General features: G+C 72.6%; 15 protein-coding genes. 8 read left to right on the forward strand and 7 right to left on the reverse strand.

The window, feature by feature from the left end; all coding sequences use genetic code 11:
• The first annotated feature begins 24 nt into the window (after positions 1-24).
• Genes rfbB through EDF42_RS10115 form a run of 4 tightly spaced genes read left to right on the forward strand, consistent with a single transcriptional unit; the run spans position 25 to position 4035 of the window.
• Positions 25-1011 carry a dTDP-glucose 4,6-dehydratase gene (gene rfbB / locus EDF42_RS10100; RefSeq protein WP_123338954.1) on the forward strand — a complete coding sequence of 329 codons (987 nt, stop codon included), beginning with the start codon at positions 25-27 and terminating at the stop codon, positions 1009-1011.
• Between the two features lie 44 nt (positions 1012-1055).
• On the forward strand, positions 1056-1907 hold the full coding sequence (gene rfbD, locus EDF42_RS10105; protein ID WP_123672243.1) for a dTDP-4-dehydrorhamnose reductase: 852 nt from the start codon (positions 1056-1058) through the stop codon (positions 1905-1907).
• The gene (locus EDF42_RS10110) at positions 1904-2854 is read left to right on the forward strand and encodes an NAD(P)-dependent oxidoreductase (RefSeq protein WP_123672244.1); all 951 of its coding nucleotides are present in this window, start codon (positions 1904-1906) and stop codon (positions 2852-2854) included. The genes rfbD and EDF42_RS10110 overlap by 4 nt, the downstream gene beginning before the upstream one ends.
• A 23-nt stretch (positions 2855-2877) precedes the next feature.
• Positions 2878-4035 (forward strand): acyltransferase, encoded by a 1158-nt coding sequence (locus EDF42_RS10115; RefSeq protein ID WP_123672245.1) that lies wholly within the window; start codon positions 2878-2880, stop codon positions 4033-4035.
• A 4-nt stretch (positions 4036-4039) separates the two neighbouring features.
• Here the strand turns inward: EDF42_RS10115 and EDF42_RS10120 are convergent, their stop codons facing one another.
• A complete protein-coding gene (locus tag EDF42_RS10120; RefSeq protein WP_123672246.1) occupies positions 4040-5218 on the reverse strand; it encodes a glycosyltransferase family 4 protein in 1179 nt (392 codons plus the stop codon).
• 29 nt (positions 5219-5247) lie between these two features.
• Between EDF42_RS10120 and EDF42_RS10125 the strand changes: the two genes are divergently transcribed.
• Together EDF42_RS10125 and EDF42_RS10130 are read left to right on the forward strand one after the other, a co-directional pair.
• Positions 5248-6303 carry a YbhN family protein gene (locus EDF42_RS10125; protein ID WP_123338949.1) on the forward strand — a complete coding sequence of 352 codons (1056 nt, stop codon included), beginning with the start codon at positions 5248-5250 and terminating at the stop codon, positions 6301-6303.
• Positions 6304-6360: 57 nt separating this feature from the next.
• Complete coding sequence (locus EDF42_RS10130; protein WP_123338948.1) at positions 6361-7503, forward strand: glycosyltransferase family 1 protein; 1143 nt, start codon at positions 6361-6363, stop codon at positions 7501-7503.
• A 24-nt stretch (positions 7504-7527) separates the two neighbouring features.
• Here EDF42_RS10130 and EDF42_RS10135 read toward each other — a convergent pair whose 3' ends face one another.
• The 5 genes from EDF42_RS10135 to EDF42_RS10155 all read right to left on the reverse strand — a co-directional run bounded on the left by EDF42_RS10135 (position 7528) and on the right by EDF42_RS10155 (position 13622).
• The gene (locus EDF42_RS10135; protein ID WP_123338947.1) at positions 7528-8289 is read right to left on the reverse strand and encodes a glycoside hydrolase family 16 protein; all 762 of its coding nucleotides are present in this window, start codon (positions 8287-8289) and stop codon (positions 7528-7530) included.
• Positions 8290-8526: 237 nt separating this feature from the next.
• A complete protein-coding gene (gene purE, locus EDF42_RS10140; RefSeq protein ID WP_123339067.1) occupies positions 8527-8994 on the reverse strand; it encodes a 5-(carboxyamino)imidazole ribonucleotide mutase in 468 nt (155 codons plus the stop codon).
• A 55-nt stretch (positions 8995-9049) separates the two neighbouring features.
• Entirely contained in the window at positions 9050-10171 is a 1122-nt protein-coding gene (locus EDF42_RS10145) for a glycosyltransferase (RefSeq protein ID WP_123672247.1), read from the reverse strand.
• 66 nt (positions 10172-10237) lie between these two features.
• On the reverse strand, positions 10238-12211 hold the full coding sequence (locus tag EDF42_RS10150; protein ID WP_123672248.1) for a glycoside hydrolase family 6 protein: 1974 nt from the start codon (positions 12209-12211) through the stop codon (positions 10238-10240).
• A 274-nt stretch (positions 12212-12485) separates the two neighbouring features.
• The gene (locus EDF42_RS10155) at positions 12486-13622 is read right to left on the reverse strand and encodes a 5-(carboxyamino)imidazole ribonucleotide synthase (RefSeq protein ID WP_123672249.1); all 1137 of its coding nucleotides are present in this window, start codon (positions 13620-13622) and stop codon (positions 12486-12488) included.
• Between the two features lie 116 nt (positions 13623-13738).
• Here EDF42_RS10155 and EDF42_RS10160 point away from each other — a divergent pair, with 116 nt between their 5' ends.
• Together EDF42_RS10160 and EDF42_RS10165 are read left to right on the forward strand one after the other, a co-directional pair.
• Positions 13739-14254 (forward strand): GtrA family protein, encoded by a 516-nt coding sequence (locus tag EDF42_RS10160; RefSeq protein WP_123672250.1) that lies wholly within the window; start codon positions 13739-13741, stop codon positions 14252-14254.
• A gap of 10 nt (positions 14255-14264) precedes the next feature.
• Positions 14265-15812, forward strand: a complete 1548-nt coding sequence (locus tag EDF42_RS10165; RefSeq protein WP_123672251.1) for a DUF2142 domain-containing protein — start codon at positions 14265-14267, stop codon at positions 15810-15812.
• Here EDF42_RS10165 and EDF42_RS10170 read toward each other — a convergent pair.
• The gene (locus tag EDF42_RS10170; RefSeq protein ID WP_148067721.1) at positions 15787-17676 is read right to left on the reverse strand and encodes a glycosyltransferase family 39 protein; all 1890 of its coding nucleotides are present in this window, start codon (positions 17674-17676) and stop codon (positions 15787-15789) included. The two genes, EDF42_RS10165 and EDF42_RS10170, sit on opposite strands and share 26 nt — an antisense overlap.
• Position 17677: the final 1 nt, after the last annotated feature.

The following is a 17677-nucleotide window of genomic DNA, read 5'->3' on the forward strand; positions in this document are numbered from 1 at the left end:
GACTCCGAAAAGGAACCAGATCACGTGAAGATCCTCGTCACCGGCGGAGCCGGCTTCATCGGCTCGAACTTCGTCCGACGCACCCTGCAGGACGCCTACCCCGGACTCGAGGGTGCCGAGGTCGTCGTCTACGACGCCCTGACCTACTCGGGCAACCTGGCGAACCTCGCCCCGGTGTCGGACTCCCCGCGCTACACCTTCGTCGAGGGCGACATCCGCGACGCCGCGAAGCTCGACGAGGTCATCCCGGGCATCGACGCGATCGTGCACTTCGCCGCCGAGTCCCACGTCGACCGTTCGGTCCGCGACTCCGGCATCTTCGTCGAGACCAACGTCGTCGGCACGCAGCGCCTGCTCGACGCGGCGCTCCGCCACGGCACCGAGCGCTTCGTGCACGTGTCCACCGACGAGGTCTACGGCTCGATCAGCGAGGGTTCGTGGGACGAGGAGCGCCCGCTCGAGCCGAACTCGCCCTACTCGGCGTCGAAGGCCGGCAGCGACCTGCTCGCGCGCAGCTACCACCGGACCCACGGGCTGAACCTCTCGATCACCCGCTGCTCGAACAACTACGGGCCGTACCACTTCCCCGAGAAGGTCATCCCGCTGTTCGTCACGAACCTCATCGACGACCGGCACGTGCCGCTGTACGGCGAGGGCAACAACATCCGCGACTGGCTGCACGTCGACGACCACACCCGTGGCATCGCGCTCGTGCTCACCAAGGGCCGCGCCGGCGAGATCTACAACATCGGCGGCGGTACCGAGCTGACGAACAAGGAGCTCACGCAGCTCCTGCTCGACGCGACCGGCAAGGACTGGTCGTACGTCGACCGCGTCGCCGACCGCCTCGGCCACGACCTCCGGTACTCGGTCGACATCTCGAAGATCCAGGCAGAGCTCGGGTACGAGCCGCAGGTGCCGTTCGAGCAGGGCCTCGCCGACGTCGTGCAGTGGTACCGCGACAACCGCACCTGGTGGGAGCCCCTCAAGGAGCGTGCCGCGCTCTCCTGAGCAGCGGTCCCCCACCCGACCACCACCGACACGGAAGCGACACCATGACCCGGTACCTCATCACCGGCGCCGCCGGCATGCTCGGCCACGACCTGCGACAGGCCCTGGCCGGCCGCGAGGTCACGGCGCGCTCCCGTGCCGAGCTGGACATCACGGACCCGGCGGCCGTGGACGCCGCGGTCGCCGGGCACGACGTCGTCATCAACTCGGCCGCCTACACCAAGGTGGACGACGCCGAGTCACACGAGGACACCGCCCACGCGGTGAACGCGACCGGTCCGGCGCTGCTCGCTGAGGCCGCCGTGCGGCACGGGGCGAAGTTCGTGACCGTCTCGACCGACTACGTCTTCGACGGCAACGGCACCGCGCCGTACGCCGAGGACGCGCCGACCGACCCGGTCAACGCGTACGGACGGTCCAAGGCGGCCGGCGAGGCCCTGGTGCGCGAGATCGCACCGGACTCGTCGTACGTGGTCCGCACCGCGTGGATCTACGGCGCACACGGTCCGAACTTCGCGGCGACGATGCTCCGGCTCGCGGCGTCCCACGAGACGGTGAGCGTCGTCACCGACCAGGTCGGGCAGCCCACGTGGACCGGTGACCTGGCGGCACGGATCGTCGCGCTGGTCGACGGCGACGCCCCGGCCGGGATCTACCACGGCACGAACAGCGGGCAGGGGTCGTGGTACGACTTCACCCGGGCGATCTTCTCGGAGAACGGCCTCGACCCGGAGCGGGTCCTGCCGACCGACAGCGCCGCCTTCGTCCGTCCGGCACCCCGCCCCGCCTACAGCGTCCTCGGCCACGACGGCTGGTCCCGCGCCGGCCTGGCGCCGATGCGCGACTGGCGCGAGGCGCTGCACGCTGCGACCGCCGCCGGGGTCTTCAGCGCATGACGGTGCCGTCCACCCTGGTGGTCGGCGCCGGCGGGTTCCTCGGCGGAGCGGTCCGCCGGTCGCTCGTGGCGTCCGGAACCGACCCGCTCGTCGCGCGCGTGCCCTGGGACGACCAGGACGCTGCGGTCTCCGCGCTGGTCGACGCCCTCCGCGTGGTCCGCTCCGGTCCGGAACCGTGGCGGCTGCTGTGGTGCGCGGGGACCGGCGTCGTCGCGACCGGTGCCGACGTCTTCGACGCCGAGCAGCGACTCATCGCACGGGTGCTCGACGCCACCCGTGACGACCGGTCCGGCGCCGGCACGGTGTTCTTCGCCTCCTCCGCCGGCGCGGTGTACGCGGGCAGCGCGACACCGCCCTTCGACGAGCAGACCGAACCCGTGCCGCTCGCCCCGTACGGGCACGCGAAGCTGGCGGTCGAGGGACAGTTCCGCGAGTGGGCGCACGACACCGGCTCGCGTCTCGTGGTCGGTCGGATCTCGAACCTGTACGGGCCGGGGGCGAACCTGCGCAAGCCGCAGGGGCTCGTTTCGCAGTTGACCCTCGCGCACCTCGAGGGTCGCCCGTCGTCGATCTACGTGCCGATGTCGACCACACGCGACTACCTGTACATCGACGACGCCGTGGACATGGTGGTCCGGACCCTCGACCTCGTCGAGCAGGACGCCGCAGCGACGCCCGTCGTGACGAAGATCCTCGCGTCGGGGCAACCGGCCACCATCGCGGACGTGATCGACGCCGTGGAGCACGCACTCGGCACTCGCCTCGACATCCGGGAGGGCGCAGATCCGTCCGCCACCTTCCAGGGGCTCGACCTGCGGATGCGGTCCGACGTGCTCCCACAGGTCGGCGAACGCACCTTCGTCCCCTTCGGACAGGGCGTCGCGGCGACCGTCGACGCGATCCGCGCGGACCACGCACCAGCCGGGGCCGACCACGCGGAACAGTAGGCACGGCGCAGTAGGATCACGTCATGCGTGATCGACCCGCCGGCCGCATCGGGTCGTTGGACGGGCTCCGCGGCGTCGCCGCTGCCGTCGTCCTGATCCACCACGGCCTGCTCGTCGTCCCGTCGCTGTCCGACGGCAACAACGGTCTGCCGGTGCCGTCCAGCCGCGCGTGGCTCGTGGACTCCCCACTGCACCTGTTCTGGGCCGGCGGCGAGGCCGTCTTCGTCTTCTTCGTGCTGAGCGGCTTCGTCCTGACGCTCCCGTCGCTCCGACGCGCGCAGGACTGGTTCGCGTACTACCCGAGCCGGCTCCTGCGGCTCTACGTGCCGGTGGTCGCCTCGGTCGCACTCGCACTGGTCCTGTTCCTGCTCGTGCCGCGGACCGCCGACCCCGGTGCGTCGGGCTGGCTGCTCCGACACGTCGAGCCGCTCACCGCCGGCGGGCTGCTGGGCGACGTGACGCTGTGGTCGCCCACGCGGCTGAACAGCCCCCTGTGGTCCCTGACGTGGGAGGTCGCGTTCTCGCTCCTGCTGCCGGTGTTCGTGCTCCTGGCGAAGGCGACCAGCCGGGTCTGGTGGCTCACGGCCGTCGCCGCGCTGCTGCTGTCGGCGCACGGGCGACAGGTCCACGAAGACTGGCTGATGTACCTGCCGATGTTCCTGCTCGGCTCGGCCCTCGCCGCCGGTTGGGAACGGATCCCCGAGATCCGACGCGGTCCGGGGTGGGTCCTCGCCGCGCTGGCGGTGCTCGGCATCACCTTCGAGTGGTGGGTCCCCCGCTCGATGGTCGGGCTGCACGTGCCGATCGTGGTCCTCGCCTCGGCAGGTCTCATCGTGCTCCTGTGCGGCAAGTGGCTGCCGGCGGAACGGGTCATGCTCGGGCCCGTGCCGCGAGCCCTCGGCCGGCTGTCGTTCAGCCTGTACCTGGTGCACGAGCCGATCACGGTGTCGGTCGCGCTCCTGCTGCCGACGTCGGTGCCGTGGCTGACCCCGATCATCGCGATCCCCGTGGCGGTCGTCGTCGCCGGGCTCTTCGCGCGGCTCGTCGAGCTGCCGGCGCACCGCCTGGCGAAGCGCGTGGCGAAGACCATCACCGTGCGCCGGGGGCGCGTGGGGCCGGCCGCTCCGCGCGACGACGGCGCGGACGCCGGTCTGCGGGACGACGACCGCCGGGCGGCTTAGCGGCTCAGGCGCGCGCGGCGGCGAGCAGGTCGCGGTAGCGGTCGCCGACGGCCTCGACGGTGTGCGCGGCGGCGGTCTGCGCGGCAGCGCGGCCGAGCCGCTCGGCGAGCTCCGGGTCGGCGAGCAGGCGGTCGACCGCCGAGGCCAGCGCGCCGGCGTCGCCGGGAGCGACGAGCAGACCGTTCACACCGTCCTCGATGACGTCGACGATGCCGGGCACCGCCGACGCCACGATCGCGCAGCCGGCGGACATGGCCTCGAGCAGGGCGACGGGCAGGCCGTCGCGGTCGCCGTTCGCGGCCGGCACGGACGGGTAGAGCGCGATGGAGGCCGTCGCGTACTCCGCCGCGAGCGCTTCCTTGCCGCGCGCGCCGAGGAACGTCACGACCGAGCCCGCACGTGCCTCGAGCTGCGCACGCAACGGGCCGTCGCCGACCACGGCGACCTGGGCCGGCTGCTCGGTCATCCGGTCGAGGGCGTCGAGCAGGACGGTGGCGCCCTTCTTCTCGACGAGTCGGCCGACGAAGAGGACCCGACCGGGCACACGCGTCTCGCGCTCGACGGCGCGCGTGATCGGGTCGAGGTCGACGCCCATCGGGACGACGTGCACCTGCTCGTCGCGGGCGCCGAGCTTGCCGAGTTCCTGCGCCATGTCGGTGCTCATGCAGGTGACGGAGGCGGCGCTGCGGATCACGGACCGTTTGACGGCCTGCAGGAGCGGGTGACGCAGGGCGTAGAGGTCGCCACCCAGCGTGGTCACCACACGTGGCAGGTCGCCGAGCACGAGCTGACCGACGGCGCCCTGGGGGATGATCCAGTGCAGCAGCGCGACGTCCGGCTGCGAGCGGCGTCGTTCGCGTCGGAGGGCGGCTGCCATGGACACGAAGAAGAACGGCACCTGCAACCAGCGGGACTTCTTCGCCTTGAGGTTGTCGACGATGGCGCCGTCGGCGAGGTCGCGCCAGCGGGCCGGGAAGTACCCGTACCGCCGGACCTCGACGTCACCGATCCGCTGGTGTGCGCTGGCACCCTTCGTCATCGGGGCGACCACCACGACGCGGTACTCGTCCGACAGCGCGATCGCCAGGTCGAGGACGAAGCCGGGCGTGCCGTCGCCGGCCTCAGCCGGGAAGGTCGACGCAGCGACGAGGAGGGTCGGACGGAGATCCGGATCGGGTCGCATCCAGCGCGCTCCCTTAGAGTTGTCGGTCGATGGACGCACAACAGCCTACGGGGTCGGCCGCGGGGTCCCAGGACCCGCTCGACACCTCCTCCGACGCCGCGATCGGCGCGGTCCCGACCAGGGGTCGGCGCGCCCGCGTGCTCACCGTGGTGAAGTGGGTGGCGGCCGTCGTGGCCGTGGCGTTCCTCGTCTGGAGCATCGCGCGCCAGTGGGACGCCATCGCCCGCGACTTCGGCCGGCTCGACGCGCTCACCGTCCTCGTCGGCATCGTCTTCACGATCGTCGCCCTGGTCGCGAACATGCTGTCGTGGCGCGCGATGATGGCAGCCAGCGGGTACCACGTCCGGCTCGCCGCAGCGTCGTCCATCTTCTTCGTCGGCCAACTCGGCAAGTACATCCCCGGCGGCGTGTGGTCGATCGCCGCTCAGGCCGAGCTCGGGCGGGCGCACGGGCTCCAGCGCACCGGCAGCGCCGTCGCCGCGCTCGCCTCGATGCTCGTCAGCATGGTCACCGCCGCGATCGTCGGGATCATCGCGGTGCTCCTCGCGTCGTCGACCGGGTTCGCGACCTTCTGGTGGCTCATCCCCGTGATCGTGATCGGGCTCGTGTGCCTGACGCCGCCCGTGCTCGGTCGGCTCATCGCGCTGGCGTTCCGTGTGCTCCGCCGTCCCGCCCAGGACACCACGCTCACCTGGTCCGGCACGGCGATGTCGCTGGTCTGGTCGCTCGTGATGTGGGTGGCGTACGGCGTGCAGGCGACCGTGGTGCTGCGGGTGTTCGGGGCCGACTCGCCGACGCTGTTCCCCGTGGCCGTCGGCGCCTACGCCGTGGCGTGGCTCGTCGGGTTCGTCGTCGTCATCGCCCCGGCCGGCATCGGGCCGCGTGAGGGCATCCTGGTGCTCCTCCTCGGCAGCGTCGCCGGCGGCTCTGCCCCCCTCGCCCTCGCCGTCATCAGCCGGGTGTTCATGACGATCGGCGACGTCGTGCTCGCCGGTGCCGGTGCGGTGCTCGCGGCCCGGCACCGTCGGGTGACGGCCGCCGTCGCACGTCGCGGCGGCGCTCCGGTCCCTCCCCGAACCGACTGATATGGTCGGCTACCGACCGCGCCGTGCGCACGGCAGCACCACGAGGAGGCGCACCGCATGACCACTCTGCACGTCGTCGTGGACCAGGTCGTCGCACCGGTCCCGGGCGGGATCGGTCGCTACGCCGAAGAGCTCACCCGTCACCTGATCGACAACGCCCCGGCCGGCTGCGACGTCGCCGGCATCGTGTCGGCGGTCAGCCGCGACGAGCTCGCCCACATCCGCACGCTCCTGCCCGGACTGGTGGAGCTCGACCGTCTCGCGCTGCCGCGCCGTGAGCTCTCGCTCGCCTGGCAGGGCGGAGTCGTCGGCGGCGTCGCGAAGGGCATGGTGCACGCACCGAGCGTCCTCGCGCCCCTGGTGAAGCACAACCGCTTCCAGGACCCGGGCCGCCAGACGGTCGTCACCGTGCACGACACGGTGCCGTGGACCAACCCGGAGACCCTGACGCCGCGCGGCGTCCACTTCCACAAGGCGATGGTGAAGCGGGCGTGGAAGCACGCCGACGCCGTCGTGGTGCCCACCCACGCGGTCGCGAGCGCCCTGAACGAGATCCACCGGTTCGACGAGCGTCTCCGGGTCATCGGCGGCGCTCCGAGCGGCCGGCTCCGCCTGCCGGTCGACGCCGACGTCCGCGCCGAGCGGCTCGGCCTGCCCGACCGGTACGTCCTGGCGGTCGGCACCCTCGAGCCCCGCAAGGCGCTCGCGTCGCTGATCGAGGCGCTCGCCCACCCAGACGCCCCCGCCGACATCCCCCTCGTGATCTCCGGACCGGACGGCTGGGGCGACGTCGACGTGTACGGCACCGCCGAGCGCGCCGGACTGTCGCGCGACCGGGTGAAGGTGCTCGGCCGCATCGACGACGCCGACCTCGCCGTCGCGTACGACCGTGCCACCGTCTTCGTGTTCCCGAGCCTGGCCGAGGGGTTCGGGCTGCCCGTCATCGAGGCGATGAGCTTCGGGACGCCGGTGGTGCACTCCGACGACCCGGCCGTGGCCGAGGTCGCCTCGGACGCCGGGGTGACCGTCGCCCGCGGGCCGCGGGAGTCGTACCCCGAGCGCCTCGCGCAGGCCGTCTACCAGGTCGTCAACGACCCGCTGCTGGCCGGTCAGCTCGCCGTCGCCGGACCCGACCGAGCCCGGATGTACGACTGGGCCGACTCGGCCGCCGAGACCTGGCAGCTGCACGCGGACCTCTGAGGCGGTCCGACCGCCCGGACCGCCTCAGCCCGTGTACGAGTACGTGGTGACCCAGTCGATGTACAGGTGCCCGACGCCGCCCCAGTTGCCCACCTGGAACATGTACCGGTGCGCGGTCGTCGGGACGTCCTTCGTGACCGTCTTGATGACCTTGCCGTCGAGGGAGTACGACACCGACTTGCCGGGGATCCACTCGATCGAGTAGGTGTGCCACGACCGCCAGGTCGTCCCGGTGCTCAGGCTCGTCGCCGTCGCTTCGCGGCCGGGGGTCATCGAGTGGTGGTGCAGCATCGGCGCGGTCTCGAAGTTCGACTCGGGGTAGTCGATCTCGCCGTCGGACCACGTGTCTGAGGACGGCCAGAGCATGAACGCGGCGCCGTTCCCGTTGCCGCCGGCAGCCATCGCACGGACGGTGAACTTCCCGCCCTTGTGGCCCCATGCTCCGGTCGGCGACCCGAAGGTGCCGGCGGCGCCGCGCTTGCCGTCGAGCCGCACGTCCATCGAGCCGTTGATCGCGCTGATCTGGGTCCCCGAGTAGTACATGCCGCCCGTGCCGTCCGGATACGGCTGCCACGACTTGGCGTAGGACTTCGCGAACTTCCCCTTGGCTGCGGCCGTGGTCCGGAAGTCCTCGCGGAAGGTCTGTGTGAACTTGCCGATGTTGCCGACCGGAGCCGAGGTGGTGGCTGCCGTCGCGGTGGTCCCCTGACCGAGCGGCCCCGCGACGAGCGCGGCGCTGAGGAGCACGACGGTGAGTGCGGCTCGCTTCGTGGCGCGTTTCTGCATGCGTTGTCACTCCCTGATGTGACGGTCGGCACCCGTTCCCGTGGGTGCCGGAGGGCCGGCGTTCGGCCTCCCGCGGTACAAGGTAGTTGTCGAATGCAGCCAGCGCGCGGGGTTGACAGGGTCGCTTTATCCCCAGTACGCGGGGGTTGCAGACCGTTCCGTCTGCCACCGTGAGGACCCGTTCAGCACCGTCGTCCGTCCCCCGTCCGGGGGCGCGATCCGGGTCGACGACGGCCGTCAGAGCGAGTCGCGGAGGCGCGCGGCCTTCTCCTCGACCAGGCGCTCGAGCCCGATCGCGTACTCCGCCAGACGTGCGGCGACGGCGGGCTCGGAGGACCCGATGATGCGCGCGGCGAGCAGCCCGGCGTTCGCCGCGCCGTTGATGGCCATCGTCGCGACGGGGATGCCGGCGGGCATCTGCACGATCGACAGCAGGGAGTCGAGGCCGTCGAGTCGGGCGAGCTGCACGGGCACACCGATCACGGGGAGCGTCGTCATCGACGCGACCATGCCCGGCAGGTGCGCCGCACCGCCGGCCCCGGCGATCACGACGCGGATGCCACGGTCGGCGGCACCGCGGGCGAACCGGGTCATCTTGTCGGGCGTGCGGTGCGCCGACACGACGTCCGCCTCGAACGGGATGCCGAGCTCGGCGAGGATGTCCGCCGCCGCGCGCATCGTCGGCCAGTCGGAGTCCGACCCCATGATGATCGAGACGAGCGGCTGAGCGGGTGCGGCGGTGTCGGTCACGCGGACGAGCCTAGCCGAGCAGCACCCGGCGCCAGGCGTCGTCCTCGCGGCCGATCGTCCGCTCCCCCGTGACCCACCGGACGGCCCGTTCGTCGGCCGTCCCGCGCTCGACGGCGGCATGCACGGCGTCCCGCCAGGCTGCGGGGTCGTCGGGGACGACGACGGCTCCGTGCGCCCGGGCCAGGGCGTACGACGGCCGGTCCGAGACGACCGCGGGGAGCCCGAGCGCGGTGTACTCCAGGAACTTCAGGTCGCTCTTGGCACGGTTGAACTCCTCGTCGCGCAACGGGGCGACACCGGCACGCCACCGTTCGCGGTGGGCGACGAGCCAGCGGGAGAACGCCGGGTAGTGGCCGTCCGGCACCTCGACCCGGCGGAACCAGTCGGCACCGCCCTCGGCGGTCACCCCGATGACCTCGAGCCGGATCGGTGTGCCGTCCGCGGTCGTCAGGTCGGTGAACACGTCGCGCAGGAGTTCGAGGTCGGCGGCGTGGGTGAGGGTGCCCATGTAGAGCACCCGGTGCTCACCGTCGGGGCGCTCGTCGTCGTGCTCTGCGGCGCCCGGCGTCCAGAGCCCGGGGTCCAGGGCGTTCGGCACGACCGTGACGTCGCGGGCGACCGGGCGCACGACGTCGGCGAGTTCCGGTGTGCTCACCACCACGGTGTCGGCGCCGCGGACCAGCGCGTCGATCGAGGCGAGTCGGTCCGGGTCGTACTCGGCCCGTGCGAGCCGTCGGCGCCCGGACTCGGTGAAGAAGTCATCGTCGACCTCGCCGACGACGCGGACCCCGCGGGCTGCGGCGGCGTCGAGGAACGGCTGCACGGCGTCGCGCGGCAGGATGTCGCGCTGCACCAGCACGGCGGCGTACGCGGTGGTGTCGGTCCCGTCGACGAACGCCGCCGGGTCGACCTGGCGAACCGCTGTCGTGCCGCTCGCCGCCAGGTGCTCGGTGCGCCGGACGACGCGCACGTGAGCGGACGCCGGATGCGCACCGTCCGCACCGGCGACGACGTACCCGAGCACCGGCAGCGGCGCACGAGCGAGCACCGACGACGGCTCGGGGCGGGTCGGCGCACCGACGACGGCGCGACGGAGTCGGCGAGCGGCCCGGCGGACGAGATCACGTGGCATGCCGCCATCCTCCCGCACCGAGCCACGGGCGCGCCCGCACGCGCTACGTCGCAGGCGCGCCGTGCCTCAGCGCACCCGCACCGTCGCGCACCCGAGCGACGTGTCGCCGCCCCGGCCGATCCCGACCGCGGTCAGGCACACCGATCGGCTGCCGGCGGCGACCCGCACCACGCCGTCGAACCCGTGCTGCGCACCGCCGCCGTGCACCCGGTCCACGTCGCTCCGCTTCCGGTCCGCGACCACGTTCCCGACGACCGAGCCACCGACCGTCACGCGCACCGTGACCGGACGCTCGAGAGCGTCGCGGTCGAAGGTCCAGCCGCGCACGCGCACCCGGCCGGCCGCGTCGGAGGAGACCGCGTCCCGCCGACCGACCGGGGCGGCGACCGGCACGGTGACCGTCCGGCACGGGCTCGACACGCGATCGGCACCCGGCCCGACGTTCCGCGCGACCGCGCAGACGGTGTGCTTGCCCGCACCGGCCGTCACGGTCCCCGCGAACCCGTGCGACGGCCCCGCTCCCCAGGTGCGGTCGACGTCGGCCCGCGCACGGCCGGCCGACAGGGTCGACACGGCCTTCCCGTCGACCGTGAACGCGACGGCGGTGGTGCTCGTCACGTCGTCCCCGTCGAAGGCCCACCCGCTGACCGCGATGCCGCCGACCGCGACCTGCGCCGACTCGAGCGCGACGGACGGGTCGTGCCGGTACGCCCGGACGGACGCGCAACCGAGCGTCGTGTCGGAGCCGGCGCCGGTGTTCACCGCCGTCACGCAGACGCGGCGCGTGCCCTCGGCGGCCGGGACCACGGCCGAGAACCCGTGGGCCCGGCCCACCCCGGCGACCGCGTCGACGTCGGGTCGGTCGCCGTCCGCGCTGGTGGTGCCGGCCGCCGCGCCGTCGACGGTCGCGCGCACCTGGACGGACTGCGTGGGGTCGTCCTCGTCGTAGGCCCACCCCGTCACCCGCACGCCGCCCCCGGTGCCGGCGACGACCTCGAGCGATCCCCGGGGCGCCAGGTCGGCCGCGGGTGCGCCGAGTCGGGCGTTCGCGACCAGGGCCTGGGCGTAGGCGGACCACCACGTGCCCGCGGCCGGGGCACCGTTGCAGGTGCCGTCGCTCGCGCCGGGGGTCTTCACCCACAGCAGGGCGTCGAGGGCGGTGCCGTCGGCGACGACCCGGGGCGAGGTGCCGAGCCCGGCGCCGGGACCGTTGCACCAGGTCCCCCGCCAGCCCTGGCCGTTCCGCGAGGTGTCGATCACGTAGTGCGAGCCCCCGGTCGCCGCGGACACCTTCTGCGCGTAGGCCTGCTCCTGGGCGGTCGGGTAGTAGTTCGCGACGTTGGTGAAGAACCCGCGGGCCTGCTGCACGCCCGCGCTGTTCAGCCGGGCCGCCATGGTCGCCGGCGGCACCCAGTTGGAGTTGCCGGCGTCGAGGTACGCCGGCACGCCTGCGGCGGTGAGCCCGGCGACGGTGCGGGAGAGTATCCGGTAGCGCTGTTCGTCGAGCGTGGTGCTGCACTTCGCGTTGCTGAGCATCGCGAGCGAGTCCGGCTCGACGACGACGGCGGCGCGGTGTCCAGCGAGCGCGGCGGTCACCTGGTCGACCCAGGCGTCGTAGGAGGCTTCCGAGAACCCACCGGCGGAGTACCCGCCGCAGTCCCGGTCCGGGATCGCGTACAACACGAACACCGGGGTGGTACCGGAATCGTCGGCGCCGGTGACCGCAGCGCTGATCGTCCAGGTCAACTGGGCGCCCTGGGTCCACTCGCCGAGCCAGGTCGCGACGGGGTACCGCGCGATCGTCGAGGCCGCGGCGGCACCGGCGGGATCCGCGGTGGCGAGCGCGGTGGCCGCCTTGGCTGCTTCGCTCGTGGGTGACCGGTACGGACCGGCACCGTACAGCGACGCAGCCGATGCGGACCGGATCGTCGTGGCGGACGTGGCAGCGGACGCGCCGCTCACCGGCAGCAGCGCGCCGGCGAGGGCGGTGAGTGCGACGGCGGTGCCGCAGACGACAGCACGGCGCGGACGGCGGCGCATGGACACACTCCTCGGACGGTCGACCCCTGACCGGTCCATGGGAACACGGGCCGCTGCCGGTCACCACCCGCCAGTGCGGGTGCCACCCGAGCGGGTGTCGGCAGCCCTGGGGACGCATCTGAGCCCTGGACGCGACCCGCAGACGGACGGGAGGCCCGTGGCGGCGTCGCCACGGGCCTCCCGTCACCGGCACGGCCGGACCACCGCTGGCGCGTCGCTCCGGTACCGGCGGCGTGGGCCCCGTCCGTCATCCGCCCGGTCGACGGACCCGGTGTCAGTCGTCGAAGTGCGCCGCGGCCGCGCGCGCCCGGTAGACGACGTCGTCGACGTCGTCGCCGAGCACCGTGACGTGTCCGATCTTCCGACCGGGTCGTGGTGCCTTGCCGTAGAAGTGGTACTTCGCCTCGGGGAAGGCCTCGAGTGCCGCCGGGTACCGGGCGGCGAGGTCGCCGTCGGCCGGTCCGCCGAGCACATTGACCATCACCGCGGCCGAGGCGAACGAGCCCGTGGCGCCGAGCGGCAGGTCGAGCACGGCACGCAGGTGCTGCTCGAACTGGCTCGTCGTCGCACCGTCGATCGTCCAGTGCCCGGTGTTGTGCGGGCGCATCGCGAGCTCGTTGATCAGGATGCACTCGTCGTCGGTCTGGAACAGCTCGACGGCCAGGACACCGGTGACCCCGAGCTCCTCGGCGATCCGGACCGCGATCGACTCGGTCACGTCGGCGATGCGTCCGGCACTGTCGGGTGCCGGGGCGATGACCTCGGCGCAGACCCCGTCGCGCTGCACGGTCTCGACGAGGGGCCAGGCGACGACCTGACCGGAGGGCCGTCGGGCAACGGACTGCGCGAGTTCGCGGGTGAACGGCACGAGTTCCTCGGCGAGCAGCGCCTGGCCGCCACCGGCCTCGGCGACGGCGATGAACCAGTCGTCGACGTCGGAGGGGTCCGACACGACCCGGACGCCCTTGCCGTCGTAGCCGCCGCGCGGCGTCTTGACGACCGCACGGCCGCCGTGCTCGTCGAGGAACGCGCGAAGCTCGTCCGGGTCGTGCACCGCCGCCCAGTCCGGCACGGGCAGGCCGAGCTCGCTGAGCTTCGTGCGCATGGTGATCTTGTCCTGGGCGACCGCGAGCGGGCCCGGGCCGGGGCGCACGGCGACGCCGGCGTCGACCAGGGCGCGCAGGACGTCCTGCGGCACGTGCTCGTGGTCGAAGGTGACGACGTCGACGTCGCGGGCGAACGCCAGGACGGTCTCGACGTCGTGGTAGTCGCCCTCGGCCGTGGCGGCGATCGATGCCGACATGCCCGGTCCCTCGGCGAGGACCCGGATGTCGATCCCCAGCTCGACGGCGGCCGGCACCATCATCCGTGCCAGCTGTCCTCCGCCGATGACCCCGACGCGCAACGCCATGCTGTGTGATCCTTCCGGCGTTCACACCGAGCGGTGAGAACGCGTTGCCTACAATCGCTGTTCAGGTCGCGCTGTCGTGCACGGCCCGTGACAACTCTACGGATCCTGGAGGGCACGTGCGGCGCCTCATTGCCCAGCTGGCACGCTTCGGTGTGGTCGGCGCCGTCGGCTTCGTCGTGGACACCACGATCTTCAACGTCCTGCGGGCGACCGTGCTCAACCCAGACGAGGTCCACTCCGGGCCGTTCTGGGCGAAGGTCGTCTCGACCGTGGTCGCCATCTTCGTGAACTGGATGGGCAACCGCTACTGGACGTTCCGCGAGCAGCGCCGTGCCGTCGCCACCCGCGAGGGCATCGAGTTCGTCGTCGTCTCGCTGGGCGGCATGGTCATCTCGCTCGGGTGCCTCGGGATCTCGCACTACGTCCTCGGCTTCACGTCGGCGCTGGCGGACAACGTCTCCGGCAACGTGATCGGACTCGTGCTCGGGACCGCGTTCCGGTTCTGGCTCTACAAGGTGTGGGTCTACCACCCCGAGCGCGGCGGTCGGGACCGGGACGCCGCCACCGTCGCGACGCCGGTCGACGACGTGTCGATCGCCCCGGCGGCCCGGTCCGAGGTCTCCGGCCAGTAGTCTCGACGCGATGCAACACGCACCGCACCCCACCGTCACCCGGTCGGAGGCCGTGCGGATCGCGGTCCTCACGGCGACCTTCGGCCTCTGGCTCGTCCTCTGGGCACTCGTCGTGCCGGCGTTCCAGGCCCCGGACGAACCCGCACACTTCGACGCCGCGCTGCACGTCGCCACCGGCTCCGGCTGGCCGGCCCCCGGGACCCTGCACGTGTCGAACGCCGTGCGGGCAGCGCAGCAGGAGCAGGCTTCCGGCGACGCGTCGTCGTGGTCGACCGTCGGCGCGCTGCTCGCGGCACACCCCGGTGACTCCGAGACGGTCGACCAGATGACCCAGCACCCGCCGACCGCCTACGTCGCCGATGCACTGGTGCTCCGGGTCCTGCACCACGGCTCGCTCCGGTGGGACCACGCGCTCGTCGGACTCCGTCTGTTCGACGCCGCCCTGGTCACGCCCCTCGCCCTGCTGGCGTGGGCTGCCGTCCGCCGGGTGACCCGCTCGCCGCGGGCCGCCGTCTTCGGCACCCTCGCACTCTTCGCGGTGCCGCAGCTCGCGTCGATCGGTGCCTCGGTCTCCAACGACGCACCGGTACTGCTCTTCGGCGGACTCGTCGTGTGGCTCGCGTCCCGCGTGCTGACCGGTGACCTCCGCCGTCGCACGCTGCTCGGCCTCGGTGCCACGCTCGGTGTCCTCGTGGCGACGAAGGGCACCGGGCTGCCCGCGATCCCGTTCGTGGCGCTCGTGGTACTGGTGGGCGGGGCAGGGGCAGGAGGCCTGCCCCTGGCCGCCCGTCTGCTCCGGACCGCGGGCACGCTCGCCGTGGCGGCGGCGCTCGGCGCGTGGTGGTGGGTACGCAACCTCGTGGTGTTCCACACCCTGCAGCCCGACGGCTACGCGGCGATCCGGCCGGACCGTCCCTTCCCCGCGGGTGAGCACCCGTCGGTCCCGCACTTCGCGGACGTCAGCTTCGGCACGCTCGCACGCACCTTCTGGGGCTCCCCCGGGCAACGGGCCCAGGTCAGCATCGGCGACACGCTCACCGCCGTGCTGACCGTCGTCGCCCTCGTCGTGGTGCTCGGTTGGGCGTTCCGCCGCGGTGGGACGGCGATCCCGGCGCGGTGCCTGGCCGTCTTCCCCGCACTCCTGCTGCTCCTGCAGACGGTCAGCAGCGCGCAGGCGTACCTGCGGACGACCGAGGTCGCGGGGACGCAGGGCCGCTACGTGTTCCCGGCGATCGTGTGCCTCGTGGTCCTCAGCGCGATCGCGTGGCGACGGCTCCCCCTGACCGGTGCGGCGCGGACGGCGACCGTGCGGGTCCTCGCCATCGGCCTGCCGACGGTCGGGCTGTGGGGACTCGTCGTCGTCTCCGGCTGGTTCTGGAACGCCGCACGGGGGCCGGTGTCCGCCGCGAGCGTCGACCGCTACGAAGCGGCCGGGCCGGTGCCGTTCGCGGTGGTCGTCGTCCTGGCGGTCCTGGTCGCCGTCGGACTGACCGTCGGCGTGCAGCAGGCGTGGCGGGTCCGGCCGGTGCCGGTCAGTTCCCCGTCCCCGTCCCGGTGACCTGGATCACGTCGACCGAGCAGGACTGCACCGGGGCGCCCTTCTCGTCGGAACACACCTGGTACACCGGGAACGTGCCGACGACGGGCCCGATGGCCGAGTAGTCGCGGACCTGCGGGTTGCGCGGGTTCGTGTAGTTGAGGAAGTACTGGATGCCGGCTTCTCGGAGCAGGGCGACGAACGCCGGGTCCTGGTAGTCGTACGCCTGCCCGTCCTCGCCGTACATCTGCGCCCCGAGACGGAACGCGATGAGCACCGTGTTGCGGGTGTTCGTGCCGAGGATCTTGCTGCCGGAGGGAATCACGTCGGCCGCACGCAACGACTCGACGAGCGGCTCGTCCGGGTGGACGACCCCACCGAGCACCTGCCCGGCCGGGAACCCCGTGGGGCGGACCGCCAACGTCGAGAACGGCGCCCTGACGTTGTTGACGTTCTGACTGTACGAGGCGACCACGAGCAGCACGCACGCGAGCACCGCGACGACCTGTCGGACGCGGCGGCCACGACGTGCCGCCCGCCAGAACGTCGGCAGCAGCGCACCGGCGATGAGCACCGACCCCGTGAAGAGCGGCAGGTAGTACCGGGCGTTGCCGCCCAGCGTGTCCACCGTGGCGATGCCCGCGTACCCGAGCAGGTACACGCCGGAGAAGATCCCGACGATGCTCGCGAACACGAACCGCCGGTAGTGCACGACACCCGCGATCGCCGCCCCGACGAACACGACGCCGATGCCCAGCGCGAAGGGCGCGAACGACCCGATGCGGGCGAAGTAGAACGGCAGCGCCTCGAGCCGTTCCTGGACGTAGTAGGTCAGCTTGCCGACGAGCGTCGTCGTGCTGCTCTCGACCGGTTCCGCGACGGGGGTGCCGGCGGGCAGGCGGATCGGCAGCTCGCGCTCGGCGGTGTACACGCGCGACTCGTAGAGCGACGGCGTGCGGTCCTCGTTCGGCGAGACCGCCAGGTCGTTGGGCGGCGACGGGATGCGGACGTCGTCGTAGTCGGAGCCGGACGCGTCCGAGAACTTCTTCGAGACGTTGACGGTCAGCGACGATCCGAGCTCGACGCCGCCGAACTTGGCCGACAGCGCGATGACCCAGGGAGCGGAGAGCACCACCACGGCGACGAGCGCGACGGTCGGGAGCAGGAGGGAGCGGAGTTCGCGCGCGTCACGCCGGTCCTGGAACCAGCGGACCAGTGCCCAGACCGGGACGACCACCAGGAACACCGGGACCAGGAACGCCTTCGTGAAGTACCCGAGCGCGCAGACGAAGCCGATGACCACGGCTGCCAGGACGATCCGCCGGACGGACCCGTGCCAGGCGCGGTCGGCGGCGAGCAGCGACCACACGAAGACGAGCCCCCACGCCAGCACGAGGGTGTCCGGGGTCTGCAGTGCCACGTTGGCGATCATGAGCGGAGCGGTGGCCACGATCGACCACGCGGCCGTCCAGCCGTTGCCGGTCGTGCGGAGCAGCAGCCAGGCACCGATGCCCATCACCGCGATGCTCGCGCCCAGGTTGACGATCGCGAACGCGGTGCTCGGCCCGGCGCCCAGCAGCATCACCGGTGCCATCAGCCACGACGCCATCGGGGACCAGTACCCGTTGACGGCGTCCGCCCAGTGACCGCCGGCGTACTGCTCGGCGATCGACATGTACGAGATGCCGTCGATGTTGGTCACCTCGAGCCGCGTCCGGTACGCGACGACGCCCACCAGTACCGACGCGACGACCAGGAGCGCCCCGTTGCCCACGAGCGATGCGCGCGACGGCCGGCGGCCCTCGTGGAAGGCGCCGACCTGCCGCCGGCGCCCGCGCGGCCGTGCGTGCGGTGCCGCGGCGTGCGCGACGGCACGTGGCCCCACG

The organism is Curtobacterium sp. PhB172, assembly GCF_003752545.1.
Taxonomy (GTDB): Bacteria; Actinomycetota; Actinomycetes; order Actinomycetales; family Microbacteriaceae; genus Curtobacterium.

Bases quoted from the DNA above. Each gene is read 5' to 3' on its own strand.
- EDF42_RS10110 (WP_123672244.1), top strand. From the start codon at position 1,904: ATGACGGTGCCGTCCACCCTGGTGGTCGGCGCCGGCGGGTTCCTCGGC.
- purE (WP_123339067.1), bottom strand. From the start codon at position 8,994: ATGGGGTCGGACTCCGACTGGCCGACGATGCGCGCGGCGGCGGACATC.
- EDF42_RS10165 (WP_123672251.1), top strand. From the start codon at position 14,265: ATGCAACACGCACCGCACCCCACCGTCACCCGGTCGGAGGCCGTGCGG.
- EDF42_RS10135 (WP_123338947.1), bottom strand. From the start codon at position 8,289: ATGCAGAAACGCGCCACGAAGCGAGCCGCACTCACCGTCGTGCTCCTC.
- EDF42_RS10125 (WP_123338949.1), top strand. From the start codon at position 5,248: ATGGACGCACAACAGCCTACGGGGTCGGCCGCGGGGTCCCAGGACCCG.
- rfbD (WP_123672243.1), top strand. From the start codon at position 1,056: ATGACCCGGTACCTCATCACCGGCGCCGCCGGCATGCTCGGCCACGAC.
- EDF42_RS10120 (WP_123672246.1), bottom strand. From the start codon at position 5,218: ATGCGACCCGATCCGGATCTCCGTCCGACCCTCCTCGTCGCTGCGTCG.
- EDF42_RS10130 (WP_123338948.1), top strand. From the start codon at position 6,361: ATGACCACTCTGCACGTCGTCGTGGACCAGGTCGTCGCACCGGTCCCG.
- EDF42_RS10150 (WP_123672248.1), bottom strand. From the start codon at position 12,211: ATGCGCCGCCGTCCGCGCCGTGCTGTCGTCTGCGGCACCGCCGTCGCA.
- EDF42_RS10155 (WP_123672249.1), bottom strand. From the start codon at position 13,622: ATGGCGTTGCGCGTCGGGGTCATCGGCGGAGGACAGCTGGCACGGATG.
- EDF42_RS10115 (WP_123672245.1), top strand. From the start codon at position 2,878: ATGCGTGATCGACCCGCCGGCCGCATCGGGTCGTTGGACGGGCTCCGC.
- EDF42_RS10145 (WP_123672247.1), bottom strand. From the start codon at position 10,171: ATGCCACGTGATCTCGTCCGCCGGGCCGCTCGCCGACTCCGTCGCGCC.